Source organism: Variovorax sp. GW531-E2, from assembly GCF_059423125.1.
On record NZ_JBWKXQ010000040.1, the window covers coordinates 12,633 to 31,213 of the forward strand.

17 protein-coding genes are annotated in these 18,581 nt (G+C 69.8%); all 17 read right to left on the minus strand.

Annotated features, from left to right (window positions below):
- Positions 1–4: 4 nt before the first annotated feature.
- On the minus strand, positions 5–1,441 hold the full coding sequence (locus AC07XP_RS21425) for an 8-oxoguanine deaminase (RefSeq protein WP_495265811.1): 1,437 nt from the start codon (positions 1,439–1,441) through the stop codon (positions 5–7).
- A complete protein-coding gene (locus AC07XP_RS21430) occupies positions 1,438–2,853 on the minus strand; it encodes a nucleobase:cation symporter-2 family protein (RefSeq protein WP_495265812.1) in 1,416 nt (471 codons plus the stop codon). The genes AC07XP_RS21425 and AC07XP_RS21430 overlap by 4 nt, the downstream gene beginning before the upstream one ends.
- Before the next feature lie 118 nt (positions 2,854–2,971).
- A complete protein-coding gene (locus tag AC07XP_RS21435; protein ID WP_095948271.1) occupies positions 2,972–3,874 on the minus strand; it encodes a LysR substrate-binding domain-containing protein in 903 nt (300 codons plus the stop codon).
- A 48-nt stretch (positions 3,875–3,922) separates the two neighbouring features.
- Complete coding sequence (locus AC07XP_RS21440; RefSeq protein WP_495265813.1) at positions 3,923–6,154, minus strand: phosphocholine-specific phospholipase C; 2,232 nt, start codon at positions 6,152–6,154, stop codon at positions 3,923–3,925.
- Positions 6,155–6,186: 32 nt separating this feature from the next.
- A complete protein-coding gene (locus tag AC07XP_RS21445; RefSeq protein ID WP_070060018.1) occupies positions 6,187–6,369 on the minus strand; it encodes a hypothetical protein in 183 nt (60 codons plus the stop codon).
- Between the two features lie 456 nt (positions 6,370–6,825).
- Positions 6,826–7,725, minus strand: a complete 900-nt coding sequence (locus tag AC07XP_RS21450; RefSeq protein WP_070060017.1) for a 5'-nucleotidase — start codon at positions 7,723–7,725, stop codon at positions 6,826–6,828.
- Between the two features lie 22 nt (positions 7,726–7,747).
- Positions 7,748–8,992, minus strand: a complete 1,245-nt coding sequence (gene gspF / locus AC07XP_RS21455; RefSeq protein WP_495265814.1) for a type II secretion system inner membrane protein GspF — start codon at positions 8,990–8,992, stop codon at positions 7,748–7,750.
- A gap of 9 nt (positions 8,993–9,001) precedes the next feature.
- Positions 9,002–10,393 carry a GspE/PulE family protein gene (locus AC07XP_RS21460; RefSeq protein ID WP_062472610.1) on the minus strand — a complete coding sequence of 464 codons (1,392 nt, stop codon included), beginning with the start codon at positions 10,391–10,393 and terminating at the stop codon, positions 9,002–9,004.
- 27 nt (positions 10,394–10,420) lie between these two features.
- On the minus strand, positions 10,421–12,754 hold the full coding sequence (gene gspD / locus AC07XP_RS21465) for a type II secretion system secretin GspD (RefSeq protein WP_495265815.1): 2,334 nt from the start codon (positions 12,752–12,754) through the stop codon (positions 10,421–10,423).
- Positions 12,755–12,761: 7 nt separating this feature from the next.
- The gene (gene gspN, locus AC07XP_RS21470) at positions 12,762–13,565 is read right to left on the minus strand and encodes a type II secretion system protein N (RefSeq protein ID WP_159278470.1); all 804 of its coding nucleotides are present in this window, start codon (positions 13,563–13,565) and stop codon (positions 12,762–12,764) included.
- A 23-nt stretch (positions 13,566–13,588) separates the two neighbouring features.
- Positions 13,589–14,140, minus strand: a complete 552-nt coding sequence (locus AC07XP_RS21475; RefSeq protein WP_095948277.1) for a type II secretion system protein M — start codon at positions 14,138–14,140, stop codon at positions 13,589–13,591.
- Complete coding sequence (gene gspL / locus AC07XP_RS21480) at positions 14,137–15,348, minus strand: type II secretion system protein GspL (RefSeq protein ID WP_495265816.1); 1,212 nt, start codon at positions 15,346–15,348, stop codon at positions 14,137–14,139. The genes AC07XP_RS21475 and gspL overlap by 4 nt, the downstream gene beginning before the upstream one ends.
- 131 nt (positions 15,349–15,479) lie before the next feature.
- Positions 15,480–16,523 carry a type II secretion system minor pseudopilin GspK gene (gene gspK, locus AC07XP_RS21485; protein ID WP_495265817.1) on the minus strand — a complete coding sequence of 348 codons (1,044 nt, stop codon included), beginning with the start codon at positions 16,521–16,523 and terminating at the stop codon, positions 15,480–15,482.
- Positions 16,520–17,200: a PulJ/GspJ family protein gene (locus AC07XP_RS21490; protein WP_495265818.1), complete on the minus strand. Its 681-nt coding sequence runs from the start codon at positions 17,198–17,200 to the stop codon at positions 16,520–16,522. Before AC07XP_RS21490 ends, gspK begins: the two co-directional genes overlap by 4 nt.
- On the minus strand, positions 17,200–17,580 hold the full coding sequence (gene gspI / locus AC07XP_RS21495) for a type II secretion system minor pseudopilin GspI (protein ID WP_495265819.1): 381 nt from the start codon (positions 17,578–17,580) through the stop codon (positions 17,200–17,202). The genes AC07XP_RS21490 and gspI overlap by 1 nt, the downstream gene beginning before the upstream one ends.
- Positions 17,577–18,083 (minus strand): prepilin-type N-terminal cleavage/methylation domain-containing protein, encoded by a 507-nt coding sequence (locus AC07XP_RS21500; RefSeq protein ID WP_495265820.1) that lies wholly within the window; start codon positions 18,081–18,083, stop codon positions 17,577–17,579. The genes gspI and AC07XP_RS21500 overlap by 4 nt, the downstream gene beginning before the upstream one ends.
- On the minus strand, positions 18,058–18,498 hold the full coding sequence (gene gspG, locus AC07XP_RS21505) for a type II secretion system major pseudopilin GspG (RefSeq protein WP_307695495.1): 441 nt from the start codon (positions 18,496–18,498) through the stop codon (positions 18,058–18,060). Before gspG ends, AC07XP_RS21500 begins: the two co-directional genes overlap by 26 nt.
- Positions 18,499–18,581 lie beyond the last annotated feature (83 nt).

Below are 18,581 nucleotides of genomic sequence, written 5' to 3' on the forward strand. Positions count from 1 at the left end.
CTTTTCAGGCGGTGTGCGGATGCCGCGCGCTGTCGTACAGCGTGCGCGCCAGGTCGCGGTGCGTCGCCAGCAGCGGCGCCAGCTCGAAGCCCGTGAAGCGCCCGTCGCGGATGCGGACCACGCCGTCGATCACGCTCAGCGCGGCCGCCACCGGCGTGCAGAACACCAGCGCCGCCACCGGGTCGTGCCAGGCGCCCGCGTGGTCGATGCCGCGCATGTCGAAGGCCACGAGGTCGGCCGACATGCCCGGCGCCAGCGCGCCGATGTCGTCGCGCCCGAGCACGCGCGCACCGCCGACGGTGGCGATCTCCAGCGCCTCGCGCGCCGTCATGGCGGCGGGGCCGTAGCCCACGCGCTGCAGCAACATCGCCTGGCGCGCTTCGCCCAGCATGTGCGCGCCGTCGTTCGACGCGCTGCCGTCCACGCCCAGGCCCACGGGCACGCCCGCGCGCCGCATCGCGCCGATGGGCGCGATGCCCGAGGCCAGCCGCATGTTCGAGCACGGGCAGTGCGCCACGCCGGTGCCGGTGCGCCCGAAGAGCGCGATGCCGGCGTCGTCGAGCTTCACGCAGTGCGCGTGCCACACGTCGTGGCCGACCCAGCCCAGGTCTTCGGCGTACTCGGCCGGCGTCATGCCGAACTTCTCGCGCGAGTACGCCACGTCGTTGTCGTTCTCGGCCAGGTGCGTGTGCAGCGACACGCCGCGTTCGCGCGCCAGCTCGGCCGACAGTCGCATCAGGTCGCGCGACACCGAGAACGGCGAGCAGGGCGCGAGCACGATGCGGCGCATCGAATGGCGCGCGGGGTTGTGCCAGCGGTCGATGAGGCGCTCGCTGTCGCGCAGGATCGCGGCCTCGGTCTCCACCACCTCGTCGGGCGGCAGGCCGCCGGCGCTGCGGCCCACGCTCATGCTGCCGCGCGCCGCGTGAAAGCGCATGCCCATGGCGTCGGCCGCCTCGATCGAGTCGTCGAGCCGCGAGCCGTTGGGGAACAGGTAGAGGTGGTCGCTGGTGGTGGTGCAGCCCGAGCGCATCAGCTCGGCCATGGCGGTCTGCGTCGACACGCGGATCATCTCGGGCGTGAGCCGCGCCCACAGCAGGTACAGGTTCGTGAGCCAGCCGAAGAGCTCGGCATCCTGCGCCTCGGGCACGGCGCGCGTGAGGCTCTGGTACATGTGGTGGTGCGTGTTCACCAGCCCGGGCATCACGACATGGCCGTGCATGTCGATGGCCTCGGCCTGGCCGCTGCGCAGCGCGTCGAGGTACGCCGCCGGCAGCTCGGCCGTGGCGCCCACCCAGGCGACGGCGGGGCCGTCCATCACCACGGCGCCGTCGGCGATCTCGCGCCGCGCGGCGTCCATGGTGACCAGCACGTCCGCGTGGCGCACGATCAGCAGCGGCGGGCGCTGCGGTGAAGAGGACGAAGGATTCTGGAAGGTCATTCGGTACCGTGCGAAGTGCGCGCCGCCATCGCGAAGGAGCGTTCCTTCGACAGCACGCCGTTGTAGAAAAGATTGAGCAGCACCGCGGCCAGCGTGCCCAGCACGATGCCGCTGTGCGTCAGCGGATGGGTCCAGGCGGGAAAGTGCTGGAAGAAGTTGGGCGACAGCGTGGGGATCAATCCGAGCCCGATGGAGATGGCGATCACGTACAGCGCGTGGCGGTTGTGCGCATAGTCGATCGCGCCCAGGATGCGCACGCCCGTGGCCGCCACCATGCCGAACATCACGATGCCCGCGCCGCCGAGCACGAACTGCGGCACCGAGGCCACGATGTGCGCGATCTTCGGAAAGAGCGCCAGCGCGATCAGCATCAGGCCACCGCCCGCCGCCACGTAGCGCGAGCGCACGCCCGTCACCGTGACCAGCCCCACGTTCTGCGAGAACGAGGTGTACGGAAAGGTGTTGAACACGCCACCGATGACCGTGCCCAGACCGTCGGCGCGCAGCCCGCGCGTGAGTGCATCGGTCGTCACCTTGCGGCCGGTGATCTCGCCCAGCGCGAGGAACATGCCGGTCGATTCGACCAGCGTGATGAGCATCACGATGCACATCGAGGCAATGGCCGTGAGCTCGAAGCGCGGCAGGCCGAAGTGGAAGGGCGTTGTCACGGCGACCCAGCTCGCTTCTTCGAGTCCGTCGAAGTGCATGCGCCCGAGCGCCAGCGACACGCCCACGCCGAACACGATGCCCAGCAGCACCGCGATGTTGGCGATGAGGCCCTTGCCGAAGCGCGTGATCGCGATGATCACCGCCAGCACCGCCGCGGCAATCGCCAGGTTCACCGGCTCGCCGTAGGCCGGGTTGGCCACCGCGTGCGCCACGCCGTCGACCATGCGGGTCGCGGTGGGCTGGCCGCCGGCGGCCCAGTTGATGGCCACGCCCATGAGCGACACGCCGATCAGCGTGATGACCGTGCCCGTGACCAGCGGCGGAAACACGCCCAGCACGCGCCCCATGAGCGGCGCGACGAGCATGCCGAACACGCCCGCCACGATGGTCGCGCCGTAGATCGCGGGCAGCCCGAGCGAGGGGTCCATGCCGATGGCGATCATCGGCCCGACCGCCGCGAAGGTCACGCCCATCATCACCGGCATGCGGATGCCGAAGCGCCAGAAGCCGATGGCCTGCACCAGCGTGGCGATGCCGGCGGCGAACAGGTCGGCGTTGATGAGGAAGGCGATGTCGGCCTTCGAGAGGCCGAGCGCACCGCCCACGATGAGCGGCACGGCCACCGTGCCCGCGTACATCACGAGCACGTGCTGCAGGCTCAATGCGCCGCAGCGGGCGAGCGGAAGCTTCTGGTCGACCCCTTCGCCGTCTCCTACGGGGGTCTTTTTATCGTTCGAGAACATGGGAACCTTTCCTGCCGATGAACCGGCGCGGCAGTCTAGGAGCGATGTCTTTGCACATGCAAAGTCAATAAATGACGCGCCCTGTGCACAAAAAGTGGACGGTCATCCAGGGTGCATGTCAGGGCGCCAGCAGGTCGTCCAGGCAGGCCACGACATGGTTCGCGAACAGCTCGGCCGCCGCGCTCGGCGCCTGCGCGGCGCGGGTCTCGAGTGTGAGCGTCTGCGCGCGCAGCGTGGTGTCGCGCAGCGGCACGAAGACCAGGCTGCCGTCGTTGCGCTCCTCGTCCACGTCCAGGCGATTGAGCAGCGTGATGCCGCCGCCGTCGCGCACCAGCCGGCGCATCAGCGCGGTGGAGGTGGTCTCGACCACCGGCGACACGCGGATGGCCGAGCGCTCGAACGCGGCATCGAGGATTGGGCGGATCGACAGCGAAGGCGCGGGCAGGATCAGCGGGTAGCCCACGCACTCCGCCAGCAGTGCGGTCGCATGCGCCGTGAGCGGATGGCCCGGCGGCACCACCGCGCCGATCGGCCACTCGCTGCTGAACAGCGTGCGAAAGCCGGCCGTGCCGGGCACGTCGTAGGCCAGCGCCAGGTCGGCATCGCCTTCGGCCACGCTGCGCAGCACGGCCGCGATGGGCAGGCCCAGCAGCTTCAGCTGGATGCCCGGGTGCGCGGCGCGAAAGCGCTGCACCACGGCCGGCAGGAAGGCGTCGGCCAGACCGGCCGTGGTGGCCAGCGTGACCTCGCCCTGGCGCAGGCCGCGCACGTCCTCGATGCGCTGGCGCACGAGGTCGAACTCGCGCAGCGTGCCGCGCGCGTGCGCCAGCACGATCTCGCCCACAGGCGTGAGCTTGAGCGTGTTGTGGATGCGCTCGAACAGCGGTGCGCCCAGTTCTTCCTCGAGGTTGAGGATCTGGCGGTTGACGGCCGTGGGCACCACGTGCAACTGCTCGGCCGCCTTGCGGATCGAGCCCGCGCGAACCACTTCGACGAAGTACCGGATGACCTTGGCGTGCATGAATTCCCCCGCGCCGCTGGCGGGCGCGGGGGGATCATGCCTACGTCTTCAGAGGTCGGGCAAGCCCATCGCCGGATCGCTGACCGTGTGCTTGCCGGTTTCCACGCGGCCGGCGAAGCGGCGGTAGAAGGCCGGGTCGCTGTCGCAGGTGACGGCGAAGTCGTACCACTGGCCGCTGGCGGCGAGCTCCCAGTGCTGCTCGGCCTGGGCGCCGCCGTTCACCGTCGCGTTCCACGGGCCGTCGTCGCGGTAGGCCTTGGCGCGCACCGTGAACTTGCAAGGGGCCTTGCCGTCGTTGCGCATCTGCAGGTAGACGTTGCCGTTGGCGATGTCGTAGCAGACACGCACCTCGGGCGCGGCCACGCCGCCGGCGCGCAGGCGGTTGAGGTCGCCCTTGAAGTGGCGGTGGTAGCCGTTGGGGCCGAGCACCCAGAGGTCGTATTGGCCGGCGTCGTCGGTGGCCGCTGCCCATGCGTCGTCGAGCTGCTTGCCGGCTTCCACCACGTAGCGGCGCGGCAGACGGGCATCCAGGTGGAGCTTGTCGTAGACATGGAAGACGGCCGCGACCTTGCCGGTGTTGGAGAACAGCAGCTGGACCTTGCCGCCGGTGACATCGGCGCGCGCACTCGTGTGCAACTCGTAGGGCAGGGCGCGCGAGGGCCGCGTGCCGGTGGCCTGGCGCGGCATTTGCGGGTCGATCGGCAGCGGGACCGCGCCCAAGGCCTCCTGGGCTAGGCGCAGATTTTTTGTGTCGTCCTTCGTCGTGCGCCCCGCCAGCGTGGGCAGCACTTCCGTGTTGGGCGTCGCGAAGTTGAAGGCGCTCGTGAGGTCGCCGCACACCGCGCGACGGAAGGGCGAGATGTTGGGCTCCTTCACGTCGAAGCATTCCTCGATGAAGCGGATGACCGAGGTGTGGTCGAACACCTGCGAGTTGACCCAGCCACCGCGGCTCCATGGCGAGATCACGTACATCGGCACACGCGGGCCCGGACCATAGACCAGACCGTCCCCGTTCGCGGGGTACATCGCGTTCGAAACCGACTTGTGCGTGAAGTACTCGTAGCCCATGTCTGCATCGGACAGCGTGGTTTTGCCTGCGAGAAGGCTGCTGCCGGGGGTGGCGGGGCTGATCAACGACGGGGCCGAAGGCGAAGGCACGTGGTCGAAGTTGCCGTCGTTCTCATCGAAGTTGACGATGAGCACCGTCTTGCTCCACACCTCGGGAGAGGCGGTGAGTGCATCCAGCACCTCCTGCGTGTACCAGGCACCCTCTGCGGGGCTGGACGGGCCCGGATGCTCTGAATACTGGGCAGGTGCGACGATCCACGACACCTTCGGCAATGTCTTGCTCAGGATGTGCTGCTTGAAGGTCTCCAGAAAGCCGCCGTCGGGCATCGTGTTGGAGATGCCCTTGTAGAGCGGGTTGTAGAACGGGCTCTTTTCATCATCGTAGACGGGCTTGTAAGGGCCTGGCGTCGCCGTGTTCTCGTCGACCATGTTCTTCTCGTTGGCCTTGCGATAGTTCTTGAAGCCGGCGAGCGGGTTGTCCGTGAAGTTGTCAGGCAGGTTCTGGTAGACGAACCAGGAGACTTTTTTCTCCTGCAGGCGCTCGGGGAAGGTCTTCCAATCCAGCGCATCTGCAGAGGAGCCGAGGCCGTCCCAGGTGTTGTCTACGGATGCGACACCGGCGACGCCCGTGGCCGTCTGGCCCGAGGGGCCGTTGGTGCCCGTCCAGTGGAACAACCGGTTTGAGTTGGTGCCTGTGTGCATGCTGCAGTGGTAGCCGTCGCACACAGTGAATGCATTGGCCAACGAGAACTGATACGAGAGCTCGGCATTCGAGAGATAGCCCATCGCCAGCGATGTCTTGAACGTCGGCCACTGGCTCATTCTTCCGCTGTCCCAGGCGGGTTGGGCGTCTTCCCATCGATGCGGCGTCTGGCCTGCACGTTGCGCATTGCCCTTTTTCTGGTCGAGGTGGTAGGGCAGAACAAGCTTGCCCGTCGCGTCCTGCTGCTGCCAGACGTTGCGTCCCTTGGACAGCGGAATCGTGAAGCGATCGCCGAAGCCACGCACGCCCATCAGCGTACCGAAGTAGTGGTCGAACGAGCGGTTCTCCTGCATCAGGATGACGATGTGCTCGACGTCCTTGATGGTGCCGGTCTTGTTGTTCGCAGGAATGGCGAGGGCGCGGCGGATGCTCGGCGGAAAGGCCGAGAGCGCGAGGGCGGCAGCGCCGGTGGTGGCGGTGCCCGTGAGGAATTTGCGGCGTGAATTCATGGTCTTGTCGTGGGATGTCATGTGTTCGCGTGTCACGGTGCGCAGCGCATCTCGGGCTTCACGCCGGTTTCGGGTTGGGGCTGCGGGGGCGGCGTGGTAACGGGCGGAAAGCCGGCGAAGCCGCCGCCGTTGTCGCTGCCGCCGCAGGCTGACAGCGTGCAAGCCAGGATGAAGGCGGCCAGCAGCCGCGTGGGGAGCGAGGCTTGAACAAGCATGGGGTGATCCTCTCTTTGTGATGTCGTGGAGATCGGGGGTGATCAGGGCGCGAGCGCGAAAAGCGGCTGGCCCGATGTGCGCACCGGACAGGCGACAAGACTAGGGAGAACCCGTTACTCGGCAGTGAACGAGCGATGACAGCGGGACGAAACGCGTGTGACAACGCGCTGGTCTTTGAGGTAGTGAGTGACGGGCAGTGGCGCGTGCCCAGGCCACCGGGCACTTCCCTTCGCGAATGTCCCCCGGCCTGCGGCCTCCTCCTTGATTTCGCTGCGGGAAGCACCCAGTGTCCCGGGCACGGGAAGCAGCGCGGGTGTGCGGCCGGTCAACGACCGCACTGCCCATCGATCACGTCGATGGGGTGCCTTGCGCAGCGAAATAAAGGGGGAGCCCGAAGGGCGGAGGACATTCGCGGAGCAAGGTGCCCCGTCGGCGTGATCGCGCCCTGAACAGCGTCAGGGCTCGTTGCTGATGCCGCTCGACACATGCCCCGCAGGCACATGCCGCGAGGCCGCGTCGACGTGACCGGTCTGGTCGTCGAAGAAGAAGTCGGGCTCGAACTCGCGCAGGAACTCGCCCTTGGGCAGGCCGCCGAGGAACATCGCTTCGTCGACGCGGATGTTCCACTTCATGAGCGTGCGGATCGCGCGCTCGTGCGCCGGTGCGCTGCGCGCCGTGACCAGTGCGGTGCGGATGCGCATCTGCGCATTGCCCGCCATCTGCAGCCGGTGCAAGGCCATCAGCAGCGGCTTGAACGGGCCTTCGGGCAGGGGCAGGTCGGCCTTGCTGAGTTCGTGCGCCTGGAAGGCGTCGAGGCCCTCGGCCTGGAACACGCGCTCGGCTTCGTCGCTGAACAGCACGGCGTCGCCGTCGAAGGCGATGCGCACTTCGTTGGGCCACGCGTCGCTGGCCTTCACCGATTCGACGAGCACGCGCGCGGCCGGAAAGCCCGCGGCGAGCGCTTCGCGCACGTCCTGCGCGTTGACCGACAGGAATAGGTGCGCGCGCAGCGGGCGCAGGTAACCGAAGGGCGGGCGGCCTTGGGTGAACACGCCGCGCTGCAGCTTGATGTCGGCCGCTGCGCTCGACTTGAAGATCCGCATGCCCGACACCGGGTCGTTGCGCGACAGAATGACCACCTCGACGCGCTGCACGCCGTCTTCGTTGAAGCGCAGCAGCTTGCGGATCAGCGACGACGCGATGCCGGGCGCGGCCGGTTCATCGATGCGGTCGAGCTGCAGCTTCATGTAGCCCTCGTTGTCGCCGGCCTCGAAGATCTTGTTTTCTTCTTCGAGGTTGAACAGGGCCCGCGAGGAGATCGCGACCACGAGTTTGTCTTCGAGCGTTACGGGCATGTGAGGGGCTCCCCGTCCGTCGTCACTTGACGAACTGATTGAGCTGGATGATAGGCAGCATGACGGCCAGCACGATGAGCATCACGACGCCGCCCATGGCGACGATGAGCAGCGGCTCCAGGATGGTGGCCAGGTGCATCGCGCGGCGCTGCACTTCGGCGCCGAGCTGGTTGGCGGCGCGTTGCAGCATCACGGGCAGCGTGCCGGTCTGCTCGCCCAGGCGCGCGAACATCGACACCAGCCCCGGAAAGCGTTTCTTCTGCGCCAGCGCGGAGGCCAGCGGCGCGCCTTCGCGCACCAGCACCAGCGCGTCGAGCGCGTCGGCGCGCATGGCGCGGTTGCCCAGCGTTTCGGAGGCCGCCTGCAGCGCACGCAAGATGGGCACGCCGGCCGTGGCCAGCATGGCGAGCGTGCTCGCAAAGCGCGCCGCGTTGTAGCCGCGCGCGAGCTTGCCGACCAGCGGCAGCTTGAGCCAGGCTGCGTCGAACTTGAGGCGGAAGGCCTCCTGCGCCAGCGCGACACGCACGCCGACGGCCGCGAGCACGATGGCGCCCAGCATCCACCAGCCATAGTTGCGCACGGCCGCGCTCAGCGACAGCATCACGGTCGTGAGGAAGGGCAGCGAGCGCTTGGTGCCCGCGAACACCTGCGCCACCTGCGGCACCACGTAGCTCACGAGGAAGATCACGATCACGATCGCCACCAGCGTGACGATGGCCGGGTACAGCGCGGCGCCGATCAGCTTCTGCTGCAGCACCTGCCGCTCTTCGAGGTCGTCGGCGAGGCGTTCGAGCACGAGTCCGAGGTTGCCGCTTTGCTCGCCGGCGCCGATCACGGCGGTGTAGATGGGCGAGAACTCGCGCGGGTGCGCCGACAGTGCGCGCGCGAAGGGCGAGCCCGCGTTGACCTCGGCGCGCAGCGAGGCGACGAGGTTGCGCTGCGGTTCCGATTCGGCTTCGTCGGTGAGCGCCGTGAGCGCGCGTTCCAGCGGCAGGCCGGCCGAGATGAGGCCGGCGAGCTGGCGCGTCCACACCGCGAGGTTCGTCGAATTGAAGACGCGCTTGCCGCCGCCGAGCCAGCGCGTGAGCGTGCTGCCTGCGCTGCCGCCACCGCCGGCCGCATCGCCGCCGCCGACCGGCTTGACCGACAGAGGAATGAGCGCCTGCGCCCGCAGCAGGCCGCGTGCGGCGCGCGCGGTGTCGGCCTCGAGCACGCCTTCGCGCGACTGGCCGCTGGCATCGATGGCTTCGAAGGAATAGGCGGGCATCGCGGGGCGCTACTCGCGGGTGACGCGCAGCAGCTCGGCGCGCGAGGTGATGCCGGCCTGCACCAGCCGTTCGCCGTCTTCGCGCATGGAGCGCAGGCCGCCGCGCGCGCCGGCCTCGAACAGCGCGCTCTCGGCGGCCTTGCCGTGGATGAGTGCCTGCACTTCGTCGTCGGCCACGAGCAGCTCGAAGATGCCGGTGCGGCCCTGGTAGCCGGTCTGGCCGCAGGCCTCGCAGCCCGCGCCGCCGCAGGCCGTGCAGACCTTGCGCACGAGGCGCTGGGCCAGCACGCCGAGCAGCGACGAGCTCAGGAGGAAGGGCTCCACGCCCATGTCGGTCAGGCGCGTGACGGCGCTCACCGAGTCGTTGGTGTGCAGCGTGGCCAGCACGAGGTGGCCGGTGAGCGAGGCCTGGATGGCGATCTGTGCGGTTTCGAAGTCGCGGATTTCGCCGATCATGATCACGTCGGGGTCTTGCCGCAGGATGGCGCGCAGGGCCTTGGCGAAGGTGAGTTCGATCTTGGCGTTGATCTGCGTCTGGCCCACGCCCGGCAGCTCGTACTCGATCGGGTCTTCCACCGTCATGATGTTGCTGCGGCTCGCATCGAGCCGGGCCAGCGCGGCATACAGCGTGGTGGTCTTGCCCGAGCCCGTGGGGCCGGTCACGAGGATGATGCCGTGCGGCTGCGCAATGAGTTTTTCGAAGCGCGCCAGCGAGTCGCCCTGCATGCCCACCGATTCGAGCGTGAGCTTCGATTCGCTCTTGTCCAAGAGGCGCAGCACGGCGCGTTCGCCGTGCGCGCTGGGCAGCGTCGACACCCGCACGTCGACCGCGCGCGTGCCGATGCGCAGGCTGATGCGCCCGTCCTGCGGCAGCCGCTTCTCGGAGATGTCGAGGTCGGCCATGATCTTCAGGCGCGAGATCAGCGCGGCGTGCAGTGCGCGGTTGGGTTGCACCACCTCGCGCAGCGTGCCGTCGATGCGAAAGCGCACCGACGACGTGCGCTCGTAGGGCTCGATGTGGATGTCGCTGGCGCCGTCGCGCGCGGCCTGCGTGAGCAGCGCGTTGAGCATGCGGATGATGGGCGCGTCGCCGGCGCTGGCCAGCAGGTCTTCGACGGCCGGCAGCTCCTGCATCATGCGCGAGAGGTCGGCGTCGTTCTGCACTTCGCTGACCACCGCGGCGGCGCTCGATTCGCCCTGGGCGTAGGCGGCGCTGATGCGCTGGGCGAGCGGGCCGTCGTCGAGCACCTCGAAGGCCTGCACGCCGTACTTGCGGGTCACTTCACCGACCGCGCTGCGTGCCGGGTGGGAAGACATCCACAGCGTGTGGCGGCCGTCGTCCGTGGCTTCGAGCAGCAGTTGCTGGCTGCGTGCGAACGCGTAGGGAAGGGGATAGCGCATGGGTGGCGGGCGTGTGCGGGACGGGGCTCAGGGCAGCTCGCGCGAGCTGGTCGGGTCGGCGGTGGGCGGCAGCGCGCCGCGCAGCGGGCTGGGCGCGAGCCGGCGGTTGTCGGTGGCGGGGCGCGGCGGCGGGATGAGCTGCGTGCCTTCCATGCGGGTCTCGCTGCTCTTCTTGCCGCTGTCGCTGCTGTTCAGGCGGTTGATGCGCACCAGCGGCGCCTCGGGCAGCACGGGCGCCGAGTCGACGCCGCGCAGCATGATGTTGTCGGTGTTGGGCTGCGTGCGCTGCTGCATGCCGCGGATCTCGTCGTAGCGGTCGTAGGCGAAGGCTTCGGTGGAGGCGCCGTCGCGCATCACGGCGGGGCGCAGGAACATCATGAGGTTGCTCTTGTCGCGCGTGCGCACTTCGTTCTTGAACAGGTTGCCGAGCACCGGGATGTCGCCGGCCACGGGCACCTTCTCGACGGTGTTGCCGTAATTGTCCGACAGCAGGCCGCCGAGCATCACGAGCCCGCCGTCTTCCACCAGCACGCTCGACTCGATGGAGCGCTTGTTGGTGGTAGGGCCGTTGGGGTCCTTGGCCGTGTTCTGGTCGACCGTGGAGGTCTCCTGGAAGATGGTCATCTTCACGGTGCCGTTCTCGTTGATGGTCGGGCGCACGCGCAGCGTGAGGCCCACGTCCTTGCGCTCCACCGTGGTGAACGGGTTGATGCCGACCGAGCCCGAGGTGCTGGCGTACTGGCCGGTCACGAAGGGCACGTTCTGGCCGATGACGATCTTGGCTTCTTCGTTGTCCAGCGTCAGCAGGTTGGGCGTGGACAGCACGTTGGCGTCGCCGTCGCTGTTGAAGAAGTTGGCGATGGCGCCCAGGATGTACTGGCCGCCGATCTTGCCTGCGATGCCCAGGTTCAGGCCGGTGGAGGGCCGCACGTTGGCGACGTCGCGCGTGGCCAGGGCCTGCGTCAGCGCCAGGATGTTGGCGCTGGCCAGGCTGGAGTTGGTGCCGATGACGGCGTTGTTGCCCAGCGCGCTTTGCCACTGCACGCCGAAGTTGGCGGCCTTCTTGGCGCTGACCTCGACGATGAGCGCCTCGATCATCACCTGCGCGCGGCGCCCGTCGAGCTTGTCGATCACGGCGCGCATCTGGCGGTACTGCGGCTCGGGCGCGGTGATGATGAGCGAGTTGGTGCTCGGGTCGGCCTGGATCTGGCCGCCGGTGGACGGCTGGTTGGCGTTGTTCAGCGGCGCGTTGGCGGCGGCCGAACCGCCGCCCTGGGTGTTGTTGCCGCCGAAGCTGGCCTGCGTCATCGGCATGCTGGCCGGCGGCACGGACGAACCGGCGCTGCCCGCGGCGCCGGGCGCGCCCGGCACCTGCGACTGCTGCTGGCTCGCGGCCATCGCGGCGCGCAACGTGGCGGCCAAGCGCACCGCGTCGGCGTTCTTCAGGTAGACCACGTAGATGTTGCCGGCCGCGCCGTTGCTGCTTTCGGCCGGCGCACGGTCGAGCTTCTCGACCAGCGTGCGCACGAGCTGCGCGCGCGCGGGGTTGGCGGCGCGAAGGATCAGCGAGTTGCTGCGCGGGTCGGCCATCAGCGTGGTGCGGAACGAGGCGTCGGCACCGCCCGGTGCGGCCGCGCCCGGCGCCCCCGCTCCACCGCCTTCAACCAGCCGCGTGACCAGCGGCACCATGTCGGTGGCCACCGAATGCTTGAGCTGGATGACTTCGATGTCGGACGCGTTGGGCACGTCGAGCGACGCGATGATGCGCGCCAGCCGGCGCATGTTGTCGGCGTAGTCGGTGATCACGAGCGAGTTGTTGCCCGGGTTCACGTTGATGGTGTTGTTCGGCGGGATCAGCGGGCGCAGCACCGGCAGCAGGCTGTTGGCCGACTCGTAGTTCAGGCGAAAGATCTGCGTGACGATCTGGTTGCCCGCGGCCGAGCTGGCGCCGCCGATGGAGGTGTTGACGGTGCTGGTCTGCAGCTTGGCGTCGGCCTCGGGAACCACCTTGTACAGGCCGTCGGCTTCCACCACCGCGAAGCCCTGCAGGCGCAGCGCGGCGGCGAACTGGTTGAAGGCGGCGGCCGGCGCCAGCGGGCGGTCGGTGACCAGGTTCATGGTGCCCTTGACGCGCGGATCGACCACCACGTCGCGCCCGGTGACCACGGCCATGGTGCGGGCCACGGCCTCGATGTCGGCGGCGGCGAAGTTCAGCGTGATCGGTTCGCCGCGCCGCGGGGCGTCGCCGGTCTGCGCGTAGGCGGGCGGCAGCACCGGCACGAACGACGCCGCGATCAGCAGGCGTACCGCGAGCGCGACGAGGCCGGGGCGGGCGCCGGACGAGGACAGAGGCTTCTTCATGGTCGGATCAACCCAGGGTGATGATCGAGCGCGCACCGTCGCGCCGCCCGATGATGTTCAACAAATTGGAAAGTGCGTCTTCGCGGCCCGGTGCCGCGCTGGCTTCGCCATTGAAGCGCAACGCGGTGCCGCTCCAGTCGCCGCTGCCGTTCAGTTCGAGGCTGCCTTCGCGCGTGCTCAGCAGCAGCGTGGGGCGCGTACCGCCTTCGAGCGACAGGCGGTAGCTGCCCATCGGCCGCAAGGTCGACAGGGCGGATGACACATCGGTGGCGTCGAGCGTGGCCTGGCCCTCGATGCGCAATGCGGGGCCGTCCCACTGCATGGCGAAGGCGCGGGTGTTGAGGTCGAGCGCGCCTTCGAGCTTGAGCGTGTTCCAGGGCGCACCCAGGCCGGTGAGCAGCGTGGCGGGCCAGCGCGAGCGGGCGTCCTGCCATGCGAGCTGCAGGCCGTTGGCGCGCGGGCTGGCCTGAAGACCAAGGGGCTGCGCCGCGCAGCAGGAAAGATCGAGGCGTGCCGACAGACCGCGCCAGTTCGGCCACATGCGCCAGTTCAGCAGGCCGGGCAGCGAGACGGCCTGCGTGCCGCCCGCGCCGCTGGCGAACACGACGGCGGCGGTGCCGTTCCAGACCGTGCCGCGCGGGTTGACCAGCAGCAGGCGGCCTTGCGTCCAGCCCGAGAGCGCCGAGGCGAGCCAGCGCGCCGGTGCGAACAGCACGACCGCCACCAGCATGCCGGTAGCGGCGCCGAGCACGGCCCAGCGCCAGCTGCCGCGGCGCGGCTGGAGGTCGGGGACCGGGGGACGTCTCGCCATGCCGTGCGGTGCGTGGGGCTGCTTCAGCGCGGGGCGGGCAGCGCCATCACGAGCGTGCCGTCCCAGCGGGGTTGCGGAGGTTGGTCGGGCGTCGCGGGCGCAGGCTTGGCGCCCGGCGGCGGCGGTGCGACGGGCGCGCGCGTCAGGTGCACTTCGCGCGGCACGGCGTGGGCATTGCCGCGCGCCTGTGCGAGCCATTGCGCCAGGTTCTGGGCGGGCGCGCCGCGCAGCGTGACGGTGGCGGCGCCATCGCCACCGGCCGTCATGAGCTGGGCGTTCGTGACGCCCAGGCCGTCGCGCACCGAGCTTTCGAGCGCGCGCAGGGCGTCGTCGCGCGCCAGGCGCGGTTGCGACTGCAGCGCCTTCGCGCGGTTCTGCAAGGTGGCCATCTGCTGGAGCTGGGCGTCGAGCCGTGCGTGTTCGGCCGGGGCTGCGGCCAGCGTGCGCAGCGCGGGGGCGAGCGCAATCCACCAGAGCAAGGCCAGTGCCACCAGCGCGACGGCGCCGATGACGAGGCGGCGCTCGCGCATCCCGAGGACGGCCCAGCGGGCCTTGAGTTGTTCGCTGAAGTTCATCGGTTGGCCTCGGCCTGCACCAGCAGCAGGTCGCCTTCGGTGCGCACCTGGTAGCCGCGCGGCGACAGCACGGCGGTGATCTGCGTGACCTCCTGTGGCTGCAGCCCGAGACCGCGCAGGCGCAGCTGGCCGGCGCTGAAATCGATCGCGCTCGGGGAGCGGCCGGGCGGCAGGGCGGTGGCGATGGCGCCGACCATGGGTTCGAAATCGCTCGGTGCCACGTCGCCCACGGCCTGTTGCAGGGCGGCGACCTCGCGGCCCATCTGCAGCGGCGCGTCGACCACGATCTTCACTGAGGGAAAGGTCTGCGTCAGGATGGCGCGCGTGGCCTGGCGCTTGGACTCGAGTGCGTTGCGTTCCTTCCAGGCCCAGGCGTTCAGGCCGATGAGCTGGGTCAGCAACAGCACCACGATGCCCCAGCGCGCGGCGCGCCATTCGGGCGCGAAGCGCAGGGTTTGAAGCACCGAGGCGAATTTCTTGCCGGCGCGCGCGCGGCCCGTCACGGCCAGGTCGAACTGCGCGAGCTCCCAGGGCGTGCGCGTGGCGTGCAGCCAGCGCTGCGGCGCCTGCACGATCGGCACGCGGCGCTGCAGCAGGTGCTCGGCGGCTTCGGCGACGGCGGGTTCGGTGGTGATGACGGCGGTGTCCAGCGGCAGGCCGTTCGACAGGGCCAGGCCTGCACCGGCCAGCGGCAGCGAGACCACGCCGTCGCCGTCGCAGACCGTGAGCTGCGGCGCCTCGGGCTCGCCTGTGACCTGCAGCAGCGGCGGCGCGTCGGCCGACTGCGGCGTGAATTCGGGAACGATGCGCACGACGCGCCGACCGGCCGCTTCGAGTCCCTGCACGACGCTGCGCAGCCAGATGCGGTTGCAGGCCGCGACCCACACCGGCTCGCCGGCCTTGGCGTCGGGTGCGAGCGCGAAGTGCAGGGCTTCCGGGTCGTCGAGCAGGTGCTCTTCGAGCAGGCCGTCGAGCACGGCGCGCAGCTTCGAGGTGCTGCCCATGCTGCCCTTGGGCAAGGTCACGCGGTGCCATGAGAGCGCCGAGGACGGGATGCCGAGCGTGACCTCGGGGCCCGACGGCAGCAGCGTCAGCAGCGCGCGGCCCTGGTCGCGCAGGGCGATGCCGTCCTCACCGGCCTGGGCCCAGTCGTACTCGCCCGCGGCGTCGGCCGGAGGGAGGGGGGCAAGGAGCAGCAGCGGGGTCATGTCGGGGGGTGTCGGAAAAGCCGGTGATTGTAGGAGGGTGGCTTACAAGTTGTTGCTATTGTTTGAATAGCATATCTTGCAGAGACTACGTGCGTTTGACGGTGTTTTGATCAGAGAAAAGCAAACCGGCCTCAGGGTTTTGCCGGGGGCATGGTGGCGCCCGCGCCACGGGTGCGCCAGACGGTGGTCACGGCCAGGCCCTTGCGAAAGAGCAGCGAATGCTCCTCGACCCAGGTGCGGTCCAGCCGCAGCCGGCCGTAGACCTCGAAGTACTGGGTGCCCACGCCGTGCTGGGCTGCGTTGAAGCGCGAGCCGCCGCTGGGCAGGCCGGCGTTGGCTTCCTCGATGTTCTTGAAGAAGGAGCGGGTGCGTCGCTCCACCAGCTGGCGCGCGCTGGCGATGCCCAGCGATTCGACGCTCGCGCTGATGGCCTCGGCGCTGGCCGTGTTGAGGTTGAGCGTGGTGCGCTCCGGCAGGATCGTCACGTAGGGCTCGAGCGCGGCGGCGGTGGCGGGCGAGAGGCCGAGCCAGACCAGTTGCGCGACCTCCTGCGGCATCAGCGGGGCGGCGCCGGTGTCGGCGCTGGCATCGCTGCTGCCGCCGCCGCTACCGCCGCCACCGCCTGAGGCTGCGTCGGTGCTGCCGGTGTGCAGCGCGCTCGCGAGCCGCGCGGTCATCTGGGTCAGCTCGCCGGCCGGCAAGCCCAGCAGGTTGAAGAGGCGCGTGAAGGTGGCGACGCTCGCCGGCACCGGCTTGCCGGCGTCCACCAGCGACAGCACGTTGAGCTTGGACTGCGCGTCGATGATGCGGCCCGACAGGAAGGCGTCGGGCAGGCCTTCGAGGTTGTCGCTCGCCACGTTCTTCTCGGCCGACAGGAAGCTGGTGAGGCGGGCTTCCTCGAGTGGCACGGCCCATGGCTCGCCGAGGTGGTCGGGGCCGCCGGCGCGGCCGTCTTCGCCGAGGATCAGGCGCGACCAGTCGAGCGCGCCGATCAGCACCCAGGCTGCCTGTACGCGCGCGCGCTCGGCGCCTTCGACCTCGGCGGAGCGCCATTGCTGCCAGAGCGCGGCGGCGGAGAAGGTGGCGACCAGCATCACGGTCAGCATGGCGGCGAGCAGCGCGGCGCCGCGCTGGCGGCGTGTGCTTGCCCCGCGATGGCGTTGCGGCGCGGTCATGAGCGCGGCCCCCCGAGCGTCGGTCGCACCCAGTCGCGCGTGAGCGTGCCCGAGAGCCCGTCGCCGGGCGGCAGGGTCAACACCAGCCGCACGCCGTCGGGCATGGCGATCAGCGCGCCGGCCGGGTTGGACGGGTTCGCCGCCGCCACGGGCAGCGGCTCCGCCGGCACCCAGGCGTTGTTGCGGAAGTACGCGAGCTGCCAGCTGTTGACCGGCATCAGCGCCACATCGGTGGCGCCGCCGGTGGGCGCGGCGCCATCTTGGGCCCAGGCCGCCGCGAGGTTCCAGGCCTGCACCCATTCGCCGCGCGTGGCGAAGGGCGCCGACTGCCAGCGCCGCCAGCGCGTGCCGTCGGCACCGGGGCGCAGCGTCCAGGAGACGACCTGCACGGTCGGCGTGCTGGTGTCGCTGCCGCGGCGCGTCATGCGCAGCACGCGGCCGTCCCAGTCGATCGGGCGGGTCTGCGCGAGCAGGGTGATGGCGTCGAGGTCGGCGCTCCACTGCGCGAGCGTGGCCTGCAGCGTGAGCACCGCGTCGGCGCGCTGCTGGTTCTGCGTGGTGGCGCGCGACATGCTGTCCAGGCCGCGCCAGCTCACGAGGGCGAGCAGCGCCATCACCGCGATGGCGACCAGCAGCTCGATCAACGTGAAGCCGTGTGCGCGCGAAGGCTTCGTCATCAGACGCGCCCTACCACGGTCGACACGCGCAGCAGCGGTGCGCTGCCTTCGTCGCGCACCTGCACGTCGACGCGCCGGAAATTCGGGTTGAGCGTGGGCACGGTCGTTGTCGTCACCAGGAAGGTGAGGCCGGCCTGCAGGCAGATCGAGCCCGAGTCGCCGACGGCCGGCATCTGCCGCGACAGGCGCGCCTTGGCGAGTTCGTTTTCGGCGCACAGGCCGGCCAGCACGAGGTCGGACTGGCGCTGCGCATTGCGCGTGAGCGACATCGTGGCCTGCGAGCCGGCCGCCAGCGCGAGCGCAACGATGCCCAGCGCGATCAGCACCTCGACCAGCGTGAAGCCATGGTTGCGCGCGGCGCGCCGCAGCCGTTGCGTCATGGCACGGCGAACACGGTGAAGGGCCGCAGCCCGTCGGTGGCGACGCGCAGCACGCGCGCGGGCGGGCCGTCGCTGTGCAGCATGACCTGCTGCGCCGGAATGATGGGGTCGGGACCGAGCTGCAGCGCCGCCACCGGCGTGTCGCCGCCCAGCATGGGCTGGGCCGTGATGCCTGCGTGGGTCCAGCCGGTGGGCAGTGCGTCGGCGGGCAGGCCGTCGAAGACGAAGCCGCCGCCTTCGACGAGGCGCCAGCGCACCATGACGCCACTGGCGCGCGACTGGGCACGGGCCGATTCGAGCAGGGCGGCGAGGCGGTCGGCCTCGCGGTCGAGCGCGGCGGCGTTGGTGTCGCGCATCGCGAAGCTCACGCTGGCGGTCGCGATGGCGATGATCGCGATCACCACGATCAGCTCCAGCAGCGTGAAGCCGCGCGCTGCGCGAGGCTGTGGCAGCACCACGCGGCCGGGGGCGATGCGCTTACTGCCAGCTGCCGATGTCGGCATTCTTGCCCTCGCCGCCGCTCTGTCCGTCGGCGCCGAAGGAGAGCACGTCGATTTCGCCCTTGATGCCGGGGTTCATGTACTGGTACGGATGGCCCCAGGGGTCGTTGGGCAGCTTCTCGACGTAGGGCTTCCAGTTGGGCGCGGCCGGGCCCGCGGTGGGGCGGGTCAGCAGCGCCTGCAGGCCCTGCTCGGCGGTCGGGTAGCGCTGGTTGTCGAGGCGGTAGAGCTTGAGCGCCTGCATCAGGTTGTTGATGTCGGTGCGGGCGGCGGTGACGCGGGCGTCGTCGGCGCGCTCGATCACGTTCGGCACGATCAGCGCAGCGAGCACGCCGATGATGACAAGCACCACCATGAGTTCGATCAGCGTGAAGCCGCGTTGTGCGGTGCGGGAGACGGAACGAAGGAGTTTGTTCATAGCTTGCGGGGACATGAGGCGGTAAGCGCGCTGCATGATAATCCGCGGCCATGACAAGTCCTTACTCCGCAGCCCGATGGCAT

Bases quoted from the DNA above. Each gene is read 5' to 3' on its own strand.
- AC07XP_RS21425 (WP_495265811.1), bottom strand. From the start codon at position 1,441: ATGACCTTCCAGAATCCTTCGTCCTCTTCACCGCAGCGCCCGCCGCTG.
- AC07XP_RS21430 (WP_495265812.1), bottom strand. From the start codon at position 2,853: ATGTTCTCGAACGATAAAAAGACCCCCGTAGGAGACGGCGAAGGGGTC.
- AC07XP_RS21435 (WP_095948271.1), bottom strand. From the start codon at position 3,874: ATGCACGCCAAGGTCATCCGGTACTTCGTCGAAGTGGTTCGCGCGGGC.
- AC07XP_RS21440 (WP_495265813.1), bottom strand. From the start codon at position 6,154: ATGAATTCACGCCGCAAATTCCTCACGGGCACCGCCACCACCGGCGCT.
- AC07XP_RS21445 (WP_070060018.1), bottom strand. From the start codon at position 6,369: ATGCTTGTTCAAGCCTCGCTCCCCACGCGGCTGCTGGCCGCCTTCATC.
- AC07XP_RS21450 (WP_070060017.1), bottom strand. From the start codon at position 7,725: ATGCCCGTAACGCTCGAAGACAAACTCGTGGTCGCGATCTCCTCGCGG.
- gspF (WP_495265814.1), bottom strand. From the start codon at position 8,992: ATGCCCGCCTATTCCTTCGAAGCCATCGATGCCAGCGGCCAGTCGCGC.
- AC07XP_RS21460 (WP_062472610.1), bottom strand. From the start codon at position 10,393: ATGCGCTATCCCCTTCCCTACGCGTTCGCACGCAGCCAGCAACTGCTG.
- gspD (WP_495265815.1), bottom strand. From the start codon at position 12,754: ATGAAGAAGCCTCTGTCCTCGTCCGGCGCCCGCCCCGGCCTCGTCGCG.
- gspN (WP_159278470.1), bottom strand. From the start codon at position 13,565: ATGGCGAGACGTCCCCCGGTCCCCGACCTCCAGCCGCGCCGCGGCAGC.
- AC07XP_RS21475 (WP_095948277.1), bottom strand. From the start codon at position 14,140: ATGAACTTCAGCGAACAACTCAAGGCCCGCTGGGCCGTCCTCGGGATG.
- gspL (WP_495265816.1), bottom strand. From the start codon at position 15,348: ATGACCCCGCTGCTGCTCCTTGCCCCCCTCCCTCCGGCCGACGCCGCG.
- gspK (WP_495265817.1), bottom strand. From the start codon at position 16,523: ATGACCGCGCCGCAACGCCATCGCGGGGCAAGCACACGCCGCCAGCGC.
- AC07XP_RS21490 (WP_495265818.1), bottom strand. From the start codon at position 17,200: ATGACGAAGCCTTCGCGCGCACACGGCTTCACGTTGATCGAGCTGCTG.
- gspI (WP_495265819.1), bottom strand. From the start codon at position 17,580: ATGACGCAACGGCTGCGGCGCGCCGCGCGCAACCATGGCTTCACGCTG.
- AC07XP_RS21500 (WP_495265820.1), bottom strand. From the start codon at position 18,083: ATGCCGACATCGGCAGCTGGCAGTAAGCGCATCGCCCCCGGCCGCGTG.
- gspG (WP_307695495.1), bottom strand. From the start codon at position 18,498: ATGAACAAACTCCTTCGTTCCGTCTCCCGCACCGCACAACGCGGCTTC.